The organism is Intrasporangium sp. (assembly GCF_035688975.1).
Classification (GTDB): Bacteria; Actinomycetota; Actinomycetes; order Actinomycetales; family Dermatophilaceae; genus CALMNV01.
In genome coordinates this window covers 1-18,099 of record NZ_DASSMH010000063.1, presented here as the reverse complement: position 1 = coordinate 18,099, position 18,099 = coordinate 1, and the positions used below count along the sequence as shown (strand labels likewise).

Below are 18,099 nucleotides of genomic sequence, written 5' to 3'. Positions count from 1 at the left end.
GAGCACGCCTCACTCCTCGGCGCCGCCTGCGGTCGCCGGCTGTTCGAGGGCCCAGGCGGCGTTGACCAGACCGATGTGGCTGAAGGCCTGCGGAAAGTTGCCGAGCGACTCGCCTGTGGCCGAGTCGACCTCCTCGGCCAGCAGGTCGACGTCGTTGCGGTAGCCGATGGCGCGCTCGAACACCTGGCTGCCCTCCTCGGTGCGGCCGGCGAGGGCGAGGGCGTGGGCCAGCCAGAAGGTGCAGAGCAGGAAGGTGCCCTCCTCGCCGGCGAGCCCGTCGACTCCCGTCTCGGTCCGGTAGCGGCGGACCAGCCCGCGGCCGTCGGTCAGCCCGTCGCGCACGGCGTCGATGGTGGAGAGCATGCGCGGGTCGTCGGCCGGCAGGAAGCCGACGATCGGCAGCAGGAGGGCCGTGGCGTCGAGGTCGGGGCGGCCGAACGACTGGGTGAAGGCGCCCATCCGCTCGTCCCACCCGTCGGTGAGCACCGCCGTGCGGATCCGCTCAGCCGTGCTGGCCCAACGCTCGACGTGCTCCCCGGCCCCGAGCCAGTCGGCCAGGGCGACGGCGCGGTCGAGCGCCACCCAGCACATGACCTTGGAGTGCACGAAGTGCCGGGCTTCGCCGCGGACCTCCCAGATGCCGTTGTCGGGCTCCTCCCACCGGGCGGCCGCGGCGTCGGCAAGCCGGACGAGGAAGTCGCGGGTCGGGCCGTCCGCGTGCCCCAGCTGGTCCCGCAGCTGGTGGGCGGAGTCGAGGAGCTCGCCGTAGACGTCGAGCTGCGACTGGTTCCACGCTCCGTTGCCGACGCGGACCGGGCTGCTCCCCCTCCAGCCGGGCAGGTGCGTCAGGGTGCGCTCGGAGAGGTCGTGCTCCCCGCCGATGCCGAACATGATCTGGAGCGGCCCGTCGACGTCGGCCGAGGCGGCTGCCGCGGCCATGAAGCCGAAGAACTCGTCGGCCTCGTCGGGGCAGGCTGCCACCCATAGCGCCTGCATGGCCAGGCTGGCGTCTCGGACCCAGGAGTAGCGGTAGTCCCAGTTGCGCTCGCCGCCGATCTCCTCGGGCAGCGAGGTCGTCGCCGCGGCGACGATGGCCCCGGTCGGCTGGTAGCTCATCGCCTGCAGGACGCGCCCGGAGTGGTGGACGAGCTCGCGCCACCGGCCTTGGTAGTGCTGGTGCTGGGCGGACCACCGCCCCCAGCCGTCCACGGTCTCCTCGATGGCGCCGGCGATGGCGGGGCCGCTCATCACTGGGGGGCTCGGCGCTCCGAGCGGCCCCTGCCGCAACGCGAAGCACGCGAGCTCACCTGACCGCAGCTCAAAGCGGGCGTGCGCGTCGTCACGGCCGATCTCGAGGGGCACCGTGCTCGACACGGTGAGCCGGGCCGCTCCGCCGCTGGCGACGAGGCCACCGTCGACGGCGTGCAGCGCGGGTGCGATGAGCCCGTACTCCGGCCGAGGGCGGAAGCGCACCTCGACGGCCACGCTGCCCTCGGTGCACGCGACGCTGCGCAGCAGCACATGCGGCGCGTGCTCTCCCAGCCGGTGCGGATCATCGGTCCGCCCGAGCGAGAGGGCGTCCCGCAGCTCCAGCACCCCTTGGGCGGTGACGAAGGTCGTGCGCAGCACGAGGCTCGCGGCGACGTACTCCCGCTCGACCCGGAAGCCTCCCACGGGCCGGATCGACCAGTGGCCCGCGTCCTCACCGAGGAGGGCCCCGAAGGTCGACGGGCTGTCGAAGCGCGGCATACACAGCCAGTCCACCGAGCCGGACGTCGAGACCAGCGCCGCCGAGTGCCGGTCGGAGAGCAGGGCATAGTCCGCGATGGCCGTCGCCGTCGTGCTGGACGAGCCGCCCGCCCCCGGTCTGCGCTGATCCATGACCGCCCGCTCCTCCCGTCGGCACCGTCGCCGCGCGTGCCGGCCCTGGCGCGCGATCCCCGGCTCTCAGTATGCCGCCGTGCCCCGAGGGTCCCGGCCGGTGGAGGCCGAGCCGCCGGATCACCGCGCGTGGGCGCGCACCGCGGGCGGCACTCGCAGGCCGAGCGGCGGCGTCGGCGTGCGCTGCTGCGCCCGGATGAGCAGCGCGAAGGCACCCGTCATCACGACGGCCCAGGGCCACATGAACCAGCCGAAGACCAGCTGGCCCACGTGGAAGCCGATGAGAGCGACGAGCGCCCAACGCATCCACCGACCGCCGACCGCCACGAGGACCCCGGCCACCGCCTCGGCGAGGATGAGCAGCGTGATGAAGAACCCCTGGTTCGGGACGACCAGTGACTGCCAGGTGTCGCGGACGAAGGCGAACTGCGAGGCGTCGGCGAAGTCCTCGTAGTAGGCGGAGCCGCTGCGCAGGTACGAGGCGTTGACGGCCGCCCCGAAGGGAACCATGAGCAGGAAGAGCGCAACCCGGGCGACGTACATCGCTCGGGCACTGGAGCCGGCCCGCAGCGCAGCCCCCAAGGTGATTGCTCCGAGCACCAGCCACATGACCTTCTCCACGATGCCCTCCTGCGTTCTCCGGTTGTCACTGCCAGTCTTCGGCGCGGACGACGCCGACGGCTAGGGACGAATGTCCTTCTGCCGTCCCAGGAGTGGCGGCAGTCGGTTTACATGGCGCGGGCGAGGCTCCGACGCAGAGCCCACGTGCCGGCCGTGAGGAGGACGGCGGCCATACCGAGCAGCACGCCGACGCTCGGGAGGATGTCAAGGAGGGTCCCGTCGTGGCGCTGGATCTGGGCGAAGGCGTCCGTCGCCCACCAGTGCGGCGTGAAGTGGGCGACCGTGCGGAGGTCGTCGGGAAACAGCTCGAGCGGCACCATGGCCCCGCCGAGGGCGCCGAGGACGAGCCCCGCGCCGACACCGAGGCCGGAGGCGGCCCCCTCGTTGTCCATGACGGAGCCGACGAGCATTGCCGCACCCGCCGCGACGAGCGCGAAGACGACGAGCACGAGCAGCGCGAGCCAGAGGGTGCCCCAGTCGACGTCGAAGAGCAGCGACGACGCGGCCATGATGTAGGCGCCCTGGACGAAGGCGATGGTGAACCGCCCGAGAACCTGGCCGCCGAGCGCCTGCCGGGTGGCCACGGGCGCCGCGAGCGTCCGCGCGGTGACGCCTTGGCGCCGGGCCTGGATCAGGGCGGTCGAGCCCGTCAGCGAGGACAGGAAGACGAAGAGCAGCAGCTGCGAGGACGCGCCGAGGTCGAACTGCCCCAGCCCGACGAACGCCTGCGCGATCGAGTCGATGTCGACGACGCGCAGGCCCGGCGCGACGACCGCCGCCCGGGCGGCCTGCAGCGCGGTCCGGGCCGTGGCCCTGTCGACGCCCCTGGTCTCGAGGGCGGCGAGCTGCCCCCGCTCGGCGCGGACCTTCTCGACCGCGCCGCGGACCCGTTGGGTCGTGGCCATGGCGTTCGTCCCCGAGCTGGAGACGATCTGCAGCTGCGCGTCCTGCCCGGCCGCGAAGGCCCCCGCCGCGCCCGGCTCGACGAGCAGCGCCACGTCGCTCCGGCCCCGGGCCACCTGCTCACGTGCCGTGGCGCGGTCCGAGGAGGTGACCTCCACGCCGTCCTGCTCGAGTCGTGTGGCGACGGCTGTGCGCAGCGCGCTGGGCTCGCCGACGAGGGCGACCCGGGCGGCGGGTCCGGCTCCGCCGAACTGCGCCCCGATGATGAGGACGAGCAGGATCGGCAGGAGGAAGACGAAGAAGATGTTGGCGCGGTCGCGCAGGAAGCGGCGCAGCTCGACCGCGGCGATGGCGAGGGTCGGGTTCATGCGCCTGCCCCCCGGTCGGGCAGAACCCGGGACAGCACGCCGGCGAGCACCGCGAACCCGAGGAGGTAGAGCAGGGGTTGCCCGATGTCCGCGAGCCCGCCCCCGCCCGACGTGATGCCGAGCCCGCGGATGAAGGCCGCGACCGGGTTGAGGTCGAGCACCCGGGCGAGGGCGCCGGTTGCCGAGATGGGCGTGAAGGCGCCCCCGGCGATGCCAAGGGCCATGGCGACGATGGACTGCGCGATGTTGGCCTGCTCGGCGGTGCGGGCGACCCGAGCGATGACGAACATCAGCGACGTCGCGGCCGCGACGGCGCAGACGACGAGGACGGCGACGGCCAGCGGCGAGCCGAAGCTGACGGAGAAGAGCCGGCCGCCGACGGTGAGCAGCACGGCGGTGGCGACGACGCCGAGCAGGAAGCTGACCACCGCCTTTGCGGCGACGATGTGGCCCGGCGGCATGGGCATCGACCGCAGCCGGGCGAGGGTCCCCAGCTGACGCTCGGTGACGAGCCCGAGCACTCCGAAACCGACGGTGAAGAGGAGGAAGAGGCCCGACTGCCCGGCGACGAGCGAGGCCGCGGTGCCGAGCTGCTCGTTGGAGGCCGTGCCCTGGGTGAGGGTGAGCCCGGGCCCGGCCGTGGCCGCCTGTTCGCCCACCCGGGCCAGCTCGTCGGGGGCGAGCCCGAGGCGGGCTCCCGCTGCCGACGCGACGGCTCCGGCGGCATACCGGTCGAGCACGGTCCGCAGCGCGGAGATGAGCACGTCGGTCTCGATGCCGGACCCCTCGCCCTCGATGACCTCGACGGTGGTGGGCCGCCCCAGGGAGACCGCCGCCCCGAAGCCCTCGGGCACGATGACGCCCAGCGCGGCGCCGCCGCCCCGGGTGCGGTCGCGAACCTCGCCGACCGAGCCCCGGTGCACCGTCACGTCGAGCCCGTCGAGGTGATCGAGGACCGCGACCAGGGTGCCGGCCGCCGGGTCGGACGCCGGCGCGGCCACCGCCACCGTGACGGGCTTGAGCTCGGCGTCCATGAGGCTGCCGAACGCGAGGTTGAAGACATACATGAGGGCGAGCGGGACACCGAGGGCAAAGATGAAGAAGGATCGGTCGCGGACCCGCTGGCGCAGGTCGGAGGCCACCATCGTCCAGAGCTGGCTCATCGGCGTCATCCCCTCAGTCCCTCAGGGCCTTGCCGGTGAGGTGGAGGAAGACCGACTCGAGGTCCGGCCGGGTGATCTCGACGTCGCGGAGCGTGAGGCCCGCCGCGGTCGCGCCCGTGACGACGGCCGCCACCGCCGTGGGGGCGTCCCGGACCGTGAGGACGAGGCCGTGCCGGTCGGCCGTGACCTGCTCTATGGCGGGCAGGGCGCGTAGCGCGGCCGCCGCGGCCACCGTGTCGCCGGAGCCGCTCAGGCGGATCGAGTCCAGGCCGCCGATGAGGCGGATGAGCTCGTCACGCGTGCCCTCCGCCTGGATCCGCCCCGAGTCGATGATGGCGACCCGGTCGCAGAGCCGCTCGGCCTCCTCCATGTAGTGCGTCGTGTAGAGCACCGCCATCCCCTCGACGGAGAGGGCCTCGACGGACTCGAGGATGGCGTTGCGCGACTGCGGGTCGACGCCGACGGTCGGCTCGTCGAGGATGAGCAGCCGTGGCCGATGGAGCAGCCCGATCCCGATGTTGAGCCGCCGCTTCATGCCGCCGGAGAACTCCTTGGTGGGGTCCTTCGCGCGGTCGGCGAGCCCGATGAGGTCGAGCACCTCCTGGGTGCGCGCCCTGAGCTCGCTGCGGCGCAGCCCCTGGAGCTGGCCAAAGAAGGTGAGGTTCTCCCGTGCCGTGAGCTCCGGATAGATGGCGAGCTCCTGTGGGACCAGGCCGATGTGCCGCTTCGGCTGGACCGCCCCGGGGCCCATCGGCTCGCCGAGGACCGTGACGGTCCCCTCGTCAGCCGGGACGAGCCCGGCGACCATGGAGATCGTCGTCGTCTTGCCCGCGCCGTTCGGCCCGAGCAGCCCGAAGGTCTCACCCGGCGCGATGGCGAACGAGACGCCGTCGACAGCGGTGAGGTCCCCGAATCGGCGGACGAGGTGGTCGACGACGAGCACGCGGCCGTCGATGTCGCGCAGCATGGGCTGCGCCTGGGCAGCGTTCGTCGTCACGGTGTCCCTCGAATCTGTAGCCTGCCGCTCAGACTGGCACGGCCGGGGTCGGCTCCGGGCGGGCCGTTGGTCCCGCGGCGGCGGCGACGTGCGCCACAGTCCACGGCGCGCGCCGGGGGGAGCGCCGCGAGAGGATGGGTTCATGCCGAAGCCACCCCTGCCCGACCCCGTGGCGGACTTCCTCGCCGCGCCCAACCACGCGACCATCAGCACGGTGCGGCGCGACGGGCACCCCGTGTCGGTGCCGACGTGGTACCTCTTCGAGCGCGGCCGGATCCTCGTCAACATGGACCTGGGCCGCAAACGCCTCGACCACCTGCGGGCGGACCCGCGCGTGAGCATCAGCGCCATGGACCCCGCCGACTGGCTGACCCATGTGAGCCTGCAGGGCCGGGTCGTCGAGCTGCGCGAGGACACCGACCTGACCGACATCGACCGCCTCGCCCGCCACTACACCGGCAAGCCCTACGGAGTCCGCGACCGCGGACGGGTGAGCGCCTGGATCGAGATCGACCGCTGGCACGCGTGGGGGCGCCTGAAGCAGGCCGCCTGACGGTCCTGGAGGGTCAGCCGGCGGACGTCTGGGGCGCCCTGTCCTCGAAGGCGGCCCAGATCTCGGGCCGGAGCCGCCCGCGGTCGGCGACGGCATACCCGTGCTCGAGCGCCCACGCGCGGACCTGCGCTGTTGTCGGGACGACGGCGGGGACCGGTCCTGCGGGCATGAGGCCGGCCAGCCGTGCCTCGACCGCGGCTTCGAGCCCCACCTCGTGTCGCGCGGCGGCGAGGAAGCGGTAGGTCCACTCCTGGGCGAGTGCCCGGGTCTCGGCGAAGACGATGGGCACCGCGGGGTGGCGGGCCTGGCACTCGGCGATGGCGTCGGCGACCACCGCCGGGCGCACGCGCGTCAGCGCGAAAATCCTTGAGTAGCGGTCCTCGACGACCACGGCAGCACGCGGTATGCCGCTCAGCTCGGAGAGGGCGAAGCGGAGCCTGCCGTCGAGCAGGGAGGACGTGAGGTCCTCGAGCGACTTGCGCTCGACGGCGGCGACGACGAGCCCGTCCGCCTCGACGGCGTAGTCGCCGGCCGCCAGCGGCGCTTTGCGGGTGGTGACCTGCTGGTGGGAGAAGCGCCACGCGTAGCGCTCGTGGGTGTCGACGAGGATGGTCAGCCCGCCGGTGGCTGCGCGGGCTCCCGGGCCCTCGGCTCCGGCGGTGCCGGCGGCGCGCGCGGTGGGGAGCCGGACGTTGGGCCGCGCCTGCTTGGCCGTGCGCGCGCTCTGCCAGAAGATCGCCTCGCGTCCCTTGGCGTGCGTGAGCACGAACTGCGACCGGCTCTCGCGGCCCCGGTCGAGGACGAGCTCGATGGACGCGCCGCGCCGGACGCAGATCCGGGTGGCGACGCGCTCGACGACGTCGGCGTCGGGCGGCCACGCGTCGGTGCGGTGGCAGTAGACCTTGCTCGTGCGTGGCCACGTGTCCCGCACCTTGAGGACGATGCCGTCCGGGCCGAGGGGGATGCGCACGAGGTAGGGCAGCGAGCTGTCCGGTCCGGGTTGCGGGCGATGAGGAAGTCATCGGGCATGAGCCAAGTCTGGCCCAGGGGCGGTGGGCCGGAACACCGCGCCCGGCCCACCGCTTCGGTCGTCAGGACGGCCAGGCCGCCTGGGTCACCGAGCCGCCCGCCACCGCCACGGTGAGGGCCACCTCGCCCAGAGGGAGGGGGCACAGCTCGTAGCGCCCCTCCGACAGCGACGGGTACACGAGCGAGTAGGCCGTCCCCGCGCCGGTCGGGCGAGCCACCACGGCGACGTGCGGGTATGCCGTGCCGTCGGGCCCGTGCGCGTGCCCGTGGTCGCCGTGGTGCTCGTGCTCGTGCCCGTGTTCCTGATCGTGCCCGTGATGGTGTCGATGGAGGCCGGCCGTGGCACCGGCCGGCCGGATCTCCACCTCCAGACCCTCGGTCGACGGGGGCATCGCCACGATGAGCGCGCCGACGTCCCCGCCGATGTCGAGCAGCACGGCACCCTGTCCGGCATACGGGTTCTCCGAAGTGGCCACGAGCGCTAGGCCGCCGGAGTCCCCGGAGTGGACTGGAATCCCCCGGCCGGGTTGGGCATGTAGGGGAAGGTGGAAAGGAGCGGCAGGTTGGTGTTGGACGTGCCGTCCTCGAGCAGGCTCGCCGCGGCGTCGGGCTTGAAGGACGGGTCGACGAGCGGGATCGTCGCTCCTGCGATCGCCCGCAGCTCGATGGCCACGATGTTGTCGGCGAGACGGCGGCCGTTCGGGAAGCCGGCCGGGTCGCCGGCGATGAGCCCGATGGGGTTGGGCTTCTTGCTCGGCGGGATCGCGAGGTTGAGCCGCAGCACGTCCGCCGGTGTGGGACCCGTGAAGTTCTGGAAGCCCGGCACGACGCCCGACGGGATCCCGGTCATGAGGATCGCGATGAGGTCGTCCCGCCGCTTGGTGTAGGCCGCCAGGTGCGGGAACACCCCCGGGTAGAGCGCCGGTAGGAGCCGTCCCAGCTCGGGGTGCGCGACGTACTTGACGAACTGGGCGTCGTGGCGCGGCTCGATGGCGTTCCACCGGTCCTTGTCCGACATGGGGACGATGACCTCGTTGAAGAGCGGGTTGCCCAGCCGGGAGACCTGCCGGAACGGGCCGTGCCCCTCTTCCCGGCCGTCGTCGTCGTCGCGCATGCGGGCCTGCCGCCGGCTGGCCGCGGACCACACCCCGATGACCGACGAGCCCTTGCTCGGGTCCTTGGGGATCTCGCCGTCGCGGCTCACGTCGGAGATCGGGACCTGGATGGCGATGGTGTGCACGTTGAGCCCCTGGAGCCCGTTGACGCCCGGGGCCGCGGGCATCGGGATGAGGTGCAGGTTCTGGAAGGGCCGCAGGGCCCCGAGGTCGAAGACGCTGCCGAGGTCGACGAAGAACGCGTCACCGCGTTGGCCGGCGAAGACCCGGCGCCCGCCCGGGAGCGAGTGCACGGCCTGGCGGGTGAAGCGCGCATAGTTGGGGGTGCTGCGCGATCCCACGTTGACCGGTGGGCAGGTCAGGCCACGGCCGAGGAGCTGCGGCTCGCGCCCGCGGACGACCCGGGTCACGGAGTAGAACTGGGGTCGGTTCCACGTGCGGTCGGTGATCGACGTGATCGGGCCGGTGTTGTAGAGGAACGTCTCCTCGTTGCGGATCCTGGTGGTGAACCGGAACTGGTAGGTCACGTCGGCGCGTGCGCCCGGGCGGTTGGTCACGTAGATCTCGTAGAGAACGTCGTCACCGAACTCGTAGAAGTTCGGGCCGCCCTGCGGGATCTGGCCCGGGATGAAGTTGGAGATCAGGGTCACCGTGCCCGGCCGGTCAGGGCTGACGAAGGCGTAGACGTCGGTGTTGTCAGCGACCGGGTCCTTGGAGATCTCGGGCGCCTCGCGGTGCGATGACATGGCTCACCGCCTCGCTGCCCGGGCCAGCCGGCGGACGAGGTCAGGGTCGTGGACGACGACTCGACGCTCACCGACGAGGAGCGTGATGCTTCCGGCGCCGGCGCGGACGTAGGCCACGAGGTTCTCGTGCGCGCCGGACGCCTTGGTCGAGGGCGCTGCGGCGGCCCTCGGAGCAGCCGCGAGCGCGGCGGTCGCGACGGCGCCCGTGCCGACGGCGGCGAGCACCGAGCGTCTGGAGGTGTCTGACATGGAGGTTCTCCTCACTGACGTGGGCAGCCCCGAAGGCGCCCGAGCGGAGAGTCCGGTCCCCCCACATCCCAGCCGGACCGGCCATCGGCCATCTCTCAACATACGCCGGAGGAGCGCGGAAGCGGAATGGTCACCTTGCGCCCCCCACAATGGGGCCATGGCCGAGACCTACACCGTCAGCCGCAGCACCACCATCGACGCGCCCTCTGAGCGGATCCACCCGCTGCTCAACGACTTCCGCCGGTGGCGCGAATGGTCGCCGTGGGAGGGGCTGGACCCGGACATGAAGCGCGTCTACGGCGGCAGCGACTCCGGCCCAGGGGCGACCTACGAGTGGAGCGGCAACCGCAGGGCCGGCAAGGGCCGGATGCGGATCGCCACGTCGACGCCCACCGAGGTGGGCATCGACCTCGCCTTCGACAAGCCGTTCAAGAGCGAGAACCGCACGACCTTCACCCTCGTGCCCCGCGGCGGAGCCACCGACGTCACGTGGTCGATGACCGGTCGCAACAACGCCGTGATGCGTCTCTTGGGGAAGGTCATGTCGATGGACAAGATGATCGGCAAGGACTACGACAAGGGCCTGGCCAACCTCAAGGCGGTGGCCGAGCGCGGCTGACCCCGGGCAGGGCGGGCCACGGCATACGGCGGGCGCGGCGCCGGCGGAAGCTCAGCGCGCGTCGCCCGGGGCGTGACCGCTGCGGACCACGGTCCGCGTGTCGTAGGTGGTGAGCGGCGCGGTGGGGAAGACCTGCTGGGTGAGGGTGACGAGCCCGTCCTCGGCGAAGACCTCGACCAGGCAGGCGTCCACCACGACGCGGAGCCGCGTCGTCGCTCCGGCCAGCCGAAGCGTCGCCGTGTCCTCGGAGGGGAAGCTCGGGTGGAAGTCGACGTCGCCGCACCGGGACCGGTCGCAGCTGAGGGTCCGGGCGTCGCCGTCGACGCGGAGCAGGAGCGGGTCGGCGCCGTCGGCCGTCGTGATCCGCACCTCGCTCACCTCTCCGGGACCCGAGGGCACCTCGAGGTCGAAGACGGTCAGGCCCTCGATGTCCGTGGGCAGCACGGGGCGCTGCCGCACGCGCAGGGCCCCGTCGGGGCAGCGCACGAGGTCGACCTCGCGGGCGAGCGACATGGCCCCGCGCCACGGCCACGTCGGGGTCTCGGCGGCATAGTCCCAGTTGTTGGCCCAGCCGATCATGAGCCGCCGGTCCTCCGGCACGTTGTCGAAGGAGACGGCGGCGTAGTAGTCGCGGCCGTGGTCGAGCCAGTCGAAACCGGCGAGCTCCTCGCGCGCGGACAGCCGCTCGGGCACGAACCGCACCCCGTCGAAGTCGCCGACGAAGTACTGCGTGCCGCCGCCGCCGGCCAACGCCCCGGGCGTCAGGCTGACGACGAGCACCCAGCGGGTCTCGCCGGTGCCCGCAACCCGCACGGGGAACAGGTCGGGGCACTCCCACACGCCACCGACCGCGTGCGCCGGCCCGAACTCCGAGAGCAGGGTCCACGTGCGCAGGTCGGGGGACGAGTAGAGCACGACCTGCCGGTCGGCCGCCTCGACGGCCGCCATGACCCAGTAGCCGTCGGCGCCGCCCCAGCGGAAGACCTTGGGGTCCCGGAAGTCGGACGACTCCCGGTCGAGCACGGGGTTGCCGGCGTGCGGCGTCCACGTCATCCCGGCGTCGACGCTGTAGGCGAGCGACTGGACCTGCCTGCCGTGCAGCGGCGAGGAGGCGGAGTAGGCGCTCGTGTAGATCGCGACGAGCGCCGTCTCCCCGGGGCCCGCGAAGCCGGCCGTGTTGTCGTGGTCGACGACGACGCTGCCGGAGAAGATCTGCTCCTGCTCCGTATGCCGCAGGGCCACCTCGTGCTCGGTCCAGGTCACGAGGTCGGTCGAGGTCGCGTGCCCCCACGACATGTTGCCCCACGTGCTGCCCTCGGGGTTGTTCTGGAAGAACAGGTGGTAGGTGCCGCCGACGTGGACCAGCCCGTTGGGGTCGTTGAGCCAGGTGTCGCGTGCGGTGAAGTGGGCGACGGGGCGCAGGTGAGGGGTCTGCCTCGGTGCGGTCATGACGATGCAGTATGCCGGTCTCGGCCTCCGGCGGCTCGCGGTGTTCCCGGACGCGGTGTGCGGTCCACCCGGGCTGTCGGAGGTCAGCGCGGGCTGACTGGGTGCAGGCCGAGGGTCTCGGCGCTCGCGACCAGCGCGGTGTCGTAGGCGACGAGGTGAGCCAGGTCGGCTCCGAGACCCGCAGCGCTCGCCAGGTGCAGGGCGTCGAGCGTGCGCAGCCCCGCAGGGTCGATGGTGGCGGCGAGTTCCAGCACGATGGCGTCGGCGGGCACGAGGGCCAGCTCGGCGACCATGGTGGTCGCCGCGGCAAGCGTCTGCGGGCCGCGTCGACGTGCCGCGCAGAGGAGCTCGACCTTGCCGATCACCGACGTGCAGAGCAGGTCGTGGGCGCGCTCGTCGAGCCAGCTCGCCAACGCGTCGGACTCCGGCTCGGCGACGACGAGCTTGACGAGGGCCGAGGTGTCCAGATAGGTCAGGCTCACGTGAGGCGCTCGGCCCGGTCCTCGGCGAGCAGTGGCGTGAGGGGCTCGCCGGCGAGGCGCGCGTCGGCGGCATACCTGCGTCGCGGCCGCACAGGCGGGACGAGGGCATGGGCGGCGAGCTGCGCCGAGAGGTGCTGCTCCAGTGGTGACAGCGGCGTGAGACGCGCGACGGGCGCGCCACGGTCCGTGACGGTGATGACGGCGCCCAGGCTGGCAGCCTGCACGTAGCGGCTCGCGTGCTGTCGCAGCTCCCGGATCCCGACTGTGTCCACCGTCCGAAATGTAGCACGTCAAGTGCTACTTAGCACGTGGGGCTGGCGTCTTCCGAATGAGGGGCGAGGTCCTCTTGTCCATGCGGGACAACGGAGCCGGTTCTACTTGGAGTGTATCGTTATCAGCGATACAATCGGAGCATGAAATTCACTGGCGCGCTCCGTGTGCTTGCTGCCCTGACTTCGCAGCAGTGGGGAATGGTGACGTCTGCTCAGGCCAGCGCCCGGGGGGTTTCGCGCTTGGATCTCTCTCGACTGGCCGAGGCTGGTCACCTGATCCGGATCGCCCATGGTGTCTACATGGACGCGGGGGCGCCCGGCGATGAGTTCGACGACCTGCGGGCTGCCTGGCTGAGCACCGACCCCAAGCGACTGGCGGAGGAGCGTGTCCGCGACCCTGCGGGCGGCGTCGTCATCGCCGGGGAGTCTGCGACGCGACTCCACACGATCGGCGACTTCCGCGCCGCCCGCCACGACTTCGTGTCGCCCGCGCGTCGCCAGAGTCAGCGCCGCGAGATCCGCTACCGACAGCGCAGACTCGACCCAGGCGACGTCGTGCTTGTCGAGGGCATGCCCACCATGTCGATCGAGCGCACGATTGCCGACCTGGTCGAGGACCTGAAGGATCTGAGCCTCATCGCCGACGCCCTGCGCGATGCCTCGCGAAGGCGCATCCTCGACCTCGATCGACTTCGGGACCTGCTTGCGCCGCTCGCCGAGCGCAATAGTTTCCGCAAGGGCGACGGCGGCGGGCTGCTCCACCGGCTTATCGAGATCGCAGGCCTCGACATCGAGTCCTTCGCGCGTCGCGTCGCGTCCGACCCGCCGCTCGGCGCCCGCATCGCGGCCGACTACATCGGACATCTGGGCGCAGCCGACCTCAGGAGCCTGATCGTCATGCCCGAGATGGAGAAGAGCCTCCGGTCTTTCCGGGAGTCACTCATGGAGGCGGTGTCGAATGCGCTTTCCCCTCAGCTCAAGGAGCTCAAGGGGACCTCGATGGAGTTGGCCGCAAGTCTGGCGGACAGCGTAGGTGTCCAAGACACGATCCGTGAGATCTTGGCGCAGTTTGTCAGCGCCGACCTGCTGAAGGCGCTGAGCGAGATCGGGGGCACGTCGCAGAACCAACGCCTTGCGAGTGCGCCACGGACCCTCGCGCTCATTCGGGACGCCGAGAGGGCAGCCCGCGATGACTGAGCCTGAGCACTATCCGTCCGCCTCAGGGGTCGAGGCCGCGATCAAGGATGCAGCCAAGAAAGCCACCGCCGCCGACCCCGCGCTGAGCGTCAACGAGCGCATCCGACTGGAGTACTTCAACCGCTTCCTCAGTCGCGTGTTCTCTGAGGGCGCCGACTCGGAATGGCTGTTCAAAGGTGGCGCCGGCATGTTGGCGCGGGTGCCGTCGACCCGCGCGACGCTCGACATCGACCTCTACCGAGACCGCTTCACCCTCGACCAACCGCTTGCCGAGTTGCGGCGGCTCGCCACGTCGGATCTTGGCGACCACTTCCGTTTCCAATACGCCGGCCATGACACGTCGGTGGGCGGCGAAGCCCAGCCCTACACCGAGGGATACGTGGTCACCTTCGATGTCTTCATCGGCCCTCGGAGCAAGGGGACACTGCACGTGGACTTGGCGGTCGGGGTGGGAGCCACTGCTCCGGTGACAACCGCGAATCCGGCGAATGCGCTGCACCTGCCGCGCCTCGTCCACCACGCGTATCGCCTGTATCCGATCGTGGACCAGATGGCCGACAAGGTCTGCGCGACCATGCAGACCTACCGCGGTCGCGCGTCGAGCCGCGAGAAGGACCTGGTCGACCTCGTCGTGCTCGCCGTCACCCAGAACGTCGACGGCACGGCTCTCGCAATCGCCATCTCCACCGAGACCCACCGACGACTGATGGAGCCGTTCGACCACTTCGTGGTTCCGGGCGAATGGGGACGTCGATATGCGCAGCTCGCCCGTCCCGTGCCCTACTGCGCCGACTATCCGACCGTCGAGGTCGCGCGTGAGCTGGTCACGCGCGTCATTGACCCGGCGCTCGACGGGCGCGCAGCTGGCAAGACGTGGTCCCCCGGGAGGCGGTCGTGGGCCTGACACTCCCGCACCCTTCGCCAGACTGTCCCGAGCGGGCGATTACCGGTTGCGTTCGGCGAATCGTGGCGCCATGGCCTCCATCTGGTCCATGACGAGCCTGATCGCGGCGGGCTGCTGGTCGGGTGGGTAGCCGTGCTTGACGAGCAGCCGCTTGATCGAGGTGCGCAGCTTGGCCCGCACGTCCTCGCGCACCATCCAGTCGGTGCGGATGTCGCGCCGCATGATCGCGACGAGCTCGCGGGCGATGTCGGCGAGCACCCCCTCGCCCATGACGTCGACGGCTGACTCGTTGGTCGACACGGCGTCGTAGTAGGCCAGCTCGTCGTGGTCGAGCGGGGGCTCGAAGCGCGCCCCGCGGCCTGACTCCGCGACGACGTCCTTGGCCAGCTCGATGAGCTCGGCGATGACCTCGGCCGAGGTGAGCTGCTGGTTGGTGTACTTGCGCATCAGCTCGGCGATCCGGTCCGAGAACGCCTGCTGCCGAAGCGTGTTCGCACCCGTTGCCTTGACCGACTCCTTGGCGACGAGGTCGCGCAGCGCCTCGATGGCCAGGTGTGGGTTGGGCGCCTCCTGCGCCTGCCTGACGAAGTCGGGCCTGAGGTCCGTGAGGCTGGGCTTGGGCATCCCCGCGGCCTCGTAGATGTCGAGCACCGCGCCGGGCACCGTGCTGTCGGCGATGAGCGCGCCGAGCAGCCGCTCGATGTCTTCGGGGATCGGCTCGCCGCGCGAGGCCCGCTCCTCGGCGTCGAGCTTGGCCATCCACACGCGCACCTCCTCGTAGAACCTCGCGGTCGGCCGCAGGTCCTCGAGCTGCCCGGAGGCGGCGCAGAGCGCCCACGCGCGCGCCAGCTGGCTCGACAGGCGGCGGTATGCCGCCGTGAGCGTCTCGCTCGCGCCGTCCCCGTCGTCCTCCCGCACCTCGTTGCCGGGGGTGCGCGGGTCGCGCAGGTAGTCCACGGTCTTGGCCACGACGTGGGCGTATGCCGCCTTGTCCCCTCGCGCCGCCAGGTCGGCATACGCGCCTCGCCAGTCATAGCCGGCCACGAGCGTGTCGAGCTGCGTGATGAGCTCCTTGGTGAGCACGACGCCCTCGGAGAGGTCGCGTCCGAGCGGCTTGGTGGCCTGGTCCTCCGAGGTGTACTCCGCCAGCGCCTTGTGCAGGTTCTCGGCGAGCGGGGCGTAGGCGACGAGCAGGCCGTCCTGCTTGCCGCGGAAGGTGCGGTTGACCCGAGCGAGGGTCTGCATGAGCAGCGCGCCCTTGAGCGGGCGGTCGAGGTAGAGAGTGTGCAGCGGCGGGGAGTCGTAGCCGGTCAGCATCATGTCCTTGACGATGACGAGCTCCAGCTCGTCGTCGGGGTCCCTGAGCCGGGCCTTGATCGCCTTGTTGGCCCCGTCGCGGCGCACGTGCTTCGACACCGGCAGGGGGTCGGTCGGGTCGCCGCTGTAGACGACCTTGATGCGGCCCTTGTCCAGCTCGTCGGAGTGCCAGTCGGGCCGCAGGGCGACGATCGCGTCGTAGAGCTTGGCGCAGATCTCGCGCGTGCCGCCGACGATGAGCGCCTTGCCGGGACTGGCGATGAACTTCTCCATGACCGCACGGCGCGTCTCCCAGTGGGCGACGAGGTCCTCGGCCAGCCGCGCGATGCGCGCCGGTGCCCCGTAGACGGCGTTGACGACGGCGACGCTGCGCTCGACCCGGTCACGCTCGACATCGTCGAGCCCGGCGGTGAGCTCGTCGGCGGCGGCGTCGAGCTCGTCCTCGGTGACGCCCTCGGCGAGGCTGACCTTGATGAGGCGCGGCTCGAAGTGGACCGGCACGGTCGCGCCGTCCCGCACGGCCCGGGTGAGGTCGTAGACGTCGATGTAGTCGCCGAAGACCGCTCGGGTGTCCTTGTCGGCGAAGGAGACCGGTGTGCCGGTGAAGGCGATGAGCGTCGCCCGCGGCAGGGCGTCCTTGAGATGGCGGGCGTAGCCGTCGAGGTCGTCGTAGTGGCTGCGGTGCGCCTCGTCGGCGATGACGATGATGTTGCGCCGGTCCGACAGCAGAGGGTGGCTCTCGCCGGCCTCCTTCTCCTCCTTGGACAGGCCGAACTTCTGCAGCGTCGTGAAGTAGATGCCCCCGGTCGTGCGCTCCGACAGCTCCCGGCGCAGGTCGGCGCGCCTCGTGATCTTCTTGGGCTGCTCCGCGAGGAGCCGGCTCTGGGCGAAGCCGTCGTAGAGCTGCCCGTCGAGCTCCGTGCGGTCGGTGACGACGAGGACCGTGGGGTTGAGCAGCTTGGGGTGGCTCTGCACGTAATGGGTGTAGAGCTCCATCTCCATCGACTTTCCGGAGCCCTGGGTGTGCCAGACGACGCCGGCCTTGCCGTCGGACTCGACGGCCTGGACCGTGCGCCAGAGGGCCTTGTTGACCGCGAAGTACTGGTGCGGCTTGGCGATGCGCTTGGCCAGGCCCTCGGGGTCCTCGTCGAAGGCGACGAAGTTGCGCAGCAGCTGCAGGAAGCGGTCCTGGTTGAAGACGCCGTCGATGAGCTGGTCCAGGCCGGTCCCGAGGTTGTCCAGACCGGAGGTCGCGCCGAAGCCGAGCGGCTCGCCGTCGTCGTCGACGTTCCACAGGGAGAAGTGGTTGAGCGGAGTGAAGGGCGTGCCGTACTTCGCGATGATGCCGTCGCTCGCGACCGTGAGGACCGCGAAGCGGAAGGCCATGGGCAGCTCGCGGACGTAGGTCTGCAGCTGCGCGTGCGCTGCCGCGACGTCAGCGGCCTGGGCGCCGGCCTTCTTCAGCTCGATGATCGAGACGGGCAGGCCGTTGCAGTAGAGGACGAGGTCGAAGCGGCGCTCGACGTCGCGCGAGCGGACCGTGACCTGGTTGACGGCGAGCCAGTCGTTGTCGCTCGGCTCGGTGCTGAGCAGCCGGATCGTCGGGTTGTGCTCGGAGCCGTCACTCTCGACCCAGCTGACGCCGCGGTAGCCCTCGACGAGGAACCGGTGCGCGCGGTGGTTCTCCGTCAGCGCGTCCCCCGACGTGGGGCGCAGGATGTCGCCGGCCGCCTGCGTGAGGTATTCGGGGGGCACCGTGGGGTTGAGGTCGCGCAGCTTGGCAAGCAGGCGGGAGGGGATGACGAGGTCGTCCCATGACTCGCGCTCGCCCGAGCCTGGGACGATTGCCTTGCCGAGCGTGGGCACCCACCCGTGCTCGGCCAGGTCGTCGAGGGCGACCTGCTCCCACTCCGCCTCCGACATGCCTGACCCGCTGAACCCGGTCATGCGATCACCCCTGAGAGTCTCGGCCATGTCAGACGACGTCCTCGACGACGCGCTCGGCATCCTTGACCCTGATCCTGCCGGACATGAGCTCCGGCAGCAGCGCGTCACGCGTCGCCGCCAGGGTTCGTGACTCAACCCTCGCAGCGTGGACGCGGCGGCGTAGGGGGGCCGCTTGGCTCTCGAACGTCTCCCGAGTCGCTGCGCTGACCATGGGCACGGGCGCCTCAAGAAAACGATCAGCACGGACCGCAGGGTAAGCACTCCCTTCGGTCACGGCCTCCAGGTAG

The 18,099-nt window shown here is 71.3% G+C and carries 18 protein-coding genes; 4 read left to right on the top strand and 14 right to left on the bottom strand.

The window, feature by feature from the left end:
* Positions 1–9: 9 nt before the first annotated feature.
* The 5 genes from VFJ94_RS06555 to VFJ94_RS06535 form a co-directional block, all read right to left on the bottom strand.
* Entirely contained in the window at positions 10–1,881 is a 1,872-nt protein-coding gene (locus VFJ94_RS06555) for a glycoside hydrolase family 15 protein (RefSeq protein ID WP_325003394.1), read from the bottom strand.
* Between the two features lie 120 nt (positions 1,882–2,001).
* The gene (locus VFJ94_RS06550; protein WP_325003393.1) at positions 2,002–2,502 is read right to left on the bottom strand and encodes a hypothetical protein; all 501 of its coding nucleotides are present in this window, start codon (positions 2,500–2,502) and stop codon (positions 2,002–2,004) included.
* Positions 2,503–2,609: 107 nt separating this feature from the next.
* The gene (locus VFJ94_RS06545) at positions 2,610–3,773 is read right to left on the bottom strand and encodes an ABC transporter permease (RefSeq protein ID WP_325003392.1); all 1,164 of its coding nucleotides are present in this window, start codon (positions 3,771–3,773) and stop codon (positions 2,610–2,612) included.
* Positions 3,770–4,936 (bottom strand): ABC transporter permease, encoded by a 1,167-nt coding sequence (locus VFJ94_RS06540; RefSeq protein ID WP_325003391.1) that lies wholly within the window; start codon positions 4,934–4,936, stop codon positions 3,770–3,772. Before VFJ94_RS06540 ends, VFJ94_RS06545 begins: the two co-directional genes overlap by 4 nt.
* Before the next feature lie 13 nt (positions 4,937–4,949).
* A complete protein-coding gene (locus VFJ94_RS06535) occupies positions 4,950–5,933 on the bottom strand; it encodes an ABC transporter ATP-binding protein (RefSeq protein ID WP_325003390.1) in 984 nt (327 codons plus the stop codon).
* Positions 5,934–6,075: 142 nt separating this feature from the next.
* Here VFJ94_RS06535 and VFJ94_RS06530 point away from each other — a divergent pair, with 142 nt between their 5' ends.
* Positions 6,076–6,486: a TIGR03618 family F420-dependent PPOX class oxidoreductase gene (locus tag VFJ94_RS06530; protein ID WP_325003389.1), complete on the top strand. Its 411-nt coding sequence runs from the start codon at positions 6,076–6,078 to the stop codon at positions 6,484–6,486.
* Positions 6,487–6,499: 13 nt separating this feature from the next.
* Here the strand turns inward: VFJ94_RS06530 and VFJ94_RS06525 are convergent, their stop codons facing one another.
* The 4 genes from VFJ94_RS06525 to VFJ94_RS06510 all read right to left on the bottom strand — a co-directional run bounded on the left by VFJ94_RS06525 (position 6,500) and on the right by VFJ94_RS06510 (position 9,625).
* On the bottom strand, positions 6,500–7,456 hold the full coding sequence (locus VFJ94_RS06525) for an ERCC4 domain-containing protein (RefSeq protein ID WP_325003388.1): 957 nt from the start codon (positions 7,454–7,456) through the stop codon (positions 6,500–6,502).
* A gap of 121 nt (positions 7,457–7,577) precedes the next feature.
* On the bottom strand, positions 7,578–7,991 hold the full coding sequence (locus VFJ94_RS06520) for a hypothetical protein (protein ID WP_325003387.1): 414 nt from the start codon (positions 7,989–7,991) through the stop codon (positions 7,578–7,580).
* A gap of 5 nt (positions 7,992–7,996) precedes the next feature.
* Positions 7,997–9,376, bottom strand: coding sequence for a DUF4331 domain-containing protein (locus VFJ94_RS06515; protein WP_325003386.1), 1,380 nt, complete (start codon positions 9,374–9,376; stop codon positions 7,997–7,999).
* A 3-nt stretch (positions 9,377–9,379) separates the two neighbouring features.
* A complete protein-coding gene (locus VFJ94_RS06510) occupies positions 9,380–9,625 on the bottom strand; it encodes a hypothetical protein (protein ID WP_325003385.1) in 246 nt (81 codons plus the stop codon).
* Between the two features lie 157 nt (positions 9,626–9,782).
* Between VFJ94_RS06510 and VFJ94_RS06505 the strand changes: the two genes are divergently transcribed.
* Positions 9,783–10,244, top strand: coding sequence for an SRPBCC family protein (locus VFJ94_RS06505; protein ID WP_325003384.1), 462 nt, complete (start codon positions 9,783–9,785; stop codon positions 10,242–10,244).
* Between the two features lie 51 nt (positions 10,245–10,295).
* Here VFJ94_RS06505 and VFJ94_RS06500 read toward each other — a convergent pair whose 3' ends face one another.
* The 3 genes from VFJ94_RS06500 to VFJ94_RS06490 form a co-directional block, all read right to left on the bottom strand.
* Complete coding sequence (locus VFJ94_RS06500; RefSeq protein ID WP_325003383.1) at positions 10,296–11,693, bottom strand: glycoside hydrolase family 32 protein; 1,398 nt, start codon at positions 11,691–11,693, stop codon at positions 10,296–10,298.
* Between the two features lie 83 nt (positions 11,694–11,776).
* Positions 11,777–12,175, bottom strand: coding sequence for a type II toxin-antitoxin system VapC family toxin (locus tag VFJ94_RS06495; protein ID WP_325003382.1), 399 nt, complete (start codon positions 12,173–12,175; stop codon positions 11,777–11,779).
* Positions 12,172–12,447, bottom strand: coding sequence for a type II toxin-antitoxin system prevent-host-death family antitoxin (locus VFJ94_RS06490; protein WP_325003381.1), 276 nt, complete (start codon positions 12,445–12,447; stop codon positions 12,172–12,174). Before VFJ94_RS06490 ends, VFJ94_RS06495 begins: the two co-directional genes overlap by 4 nt.
* A 141-nt stretch (positions 12,448–12,588) precedes the next feature.
* On the opposite strand from VFJ94_RS06490, the gene VFJ94_RS06485 reads away from it, so the two are divergent.
* The gene (locus VFJ94_RS06485; RefSeq protein WP_325003380.1) at positions 12,589–13,644 is read left to right on the top strand and encodes a type IV toxin-antitoxin system AbiEi family antitoxin domain-containing protein; all 1,056 of its coding nucleotides are present in this window, start codon (positions 12,589–12,591) and stop codon (positions 13,642–13,644) included.
* The gene (locus tag VFJ94_RS06480) at positions 13,637–14,548 is read left to right on the top strand and encodes a nucleotidyl transferase AbiEii/AbiGii toxin family protein (protein ID WP_325003379.1); all 912 of its coding nucleotides are present in this window, start codon (positions 13,637–13,639) and stop codon (positions 14,546–14,548) included. Before VFJ94_RS06485 ends, VFJ94_RS06480 begins: the two co-directional genes overlap by 8 nt.
* A 39-nt stretch (positions 14,549–14,587) precedes the next feature.
* On the opposite strand, the gene VFJ94_RS06475 is transcribed toward VFJ94_RS06480, so the two are convergent.
* Positions 14,588–17,812, bottom strand: coding sequence for a type I restriction endonuclease subunit R (locus VFJ94_RS06475; protein WP_325003378.1), 3,225 nt, complete (start codon positions 17,810–17,812; stop codon positions 14,588–14,590).
* Positions 17,813–17,840: 28 nt separating this feature from the next.
* Positions 17,841–18,099 (bottom strand): restriction endonuclease subunit S (locus VFJ94_RS06470; protein ID WP_414654577.1); only part of this gene is annotated, 259 nt, incomplete at its 5' end.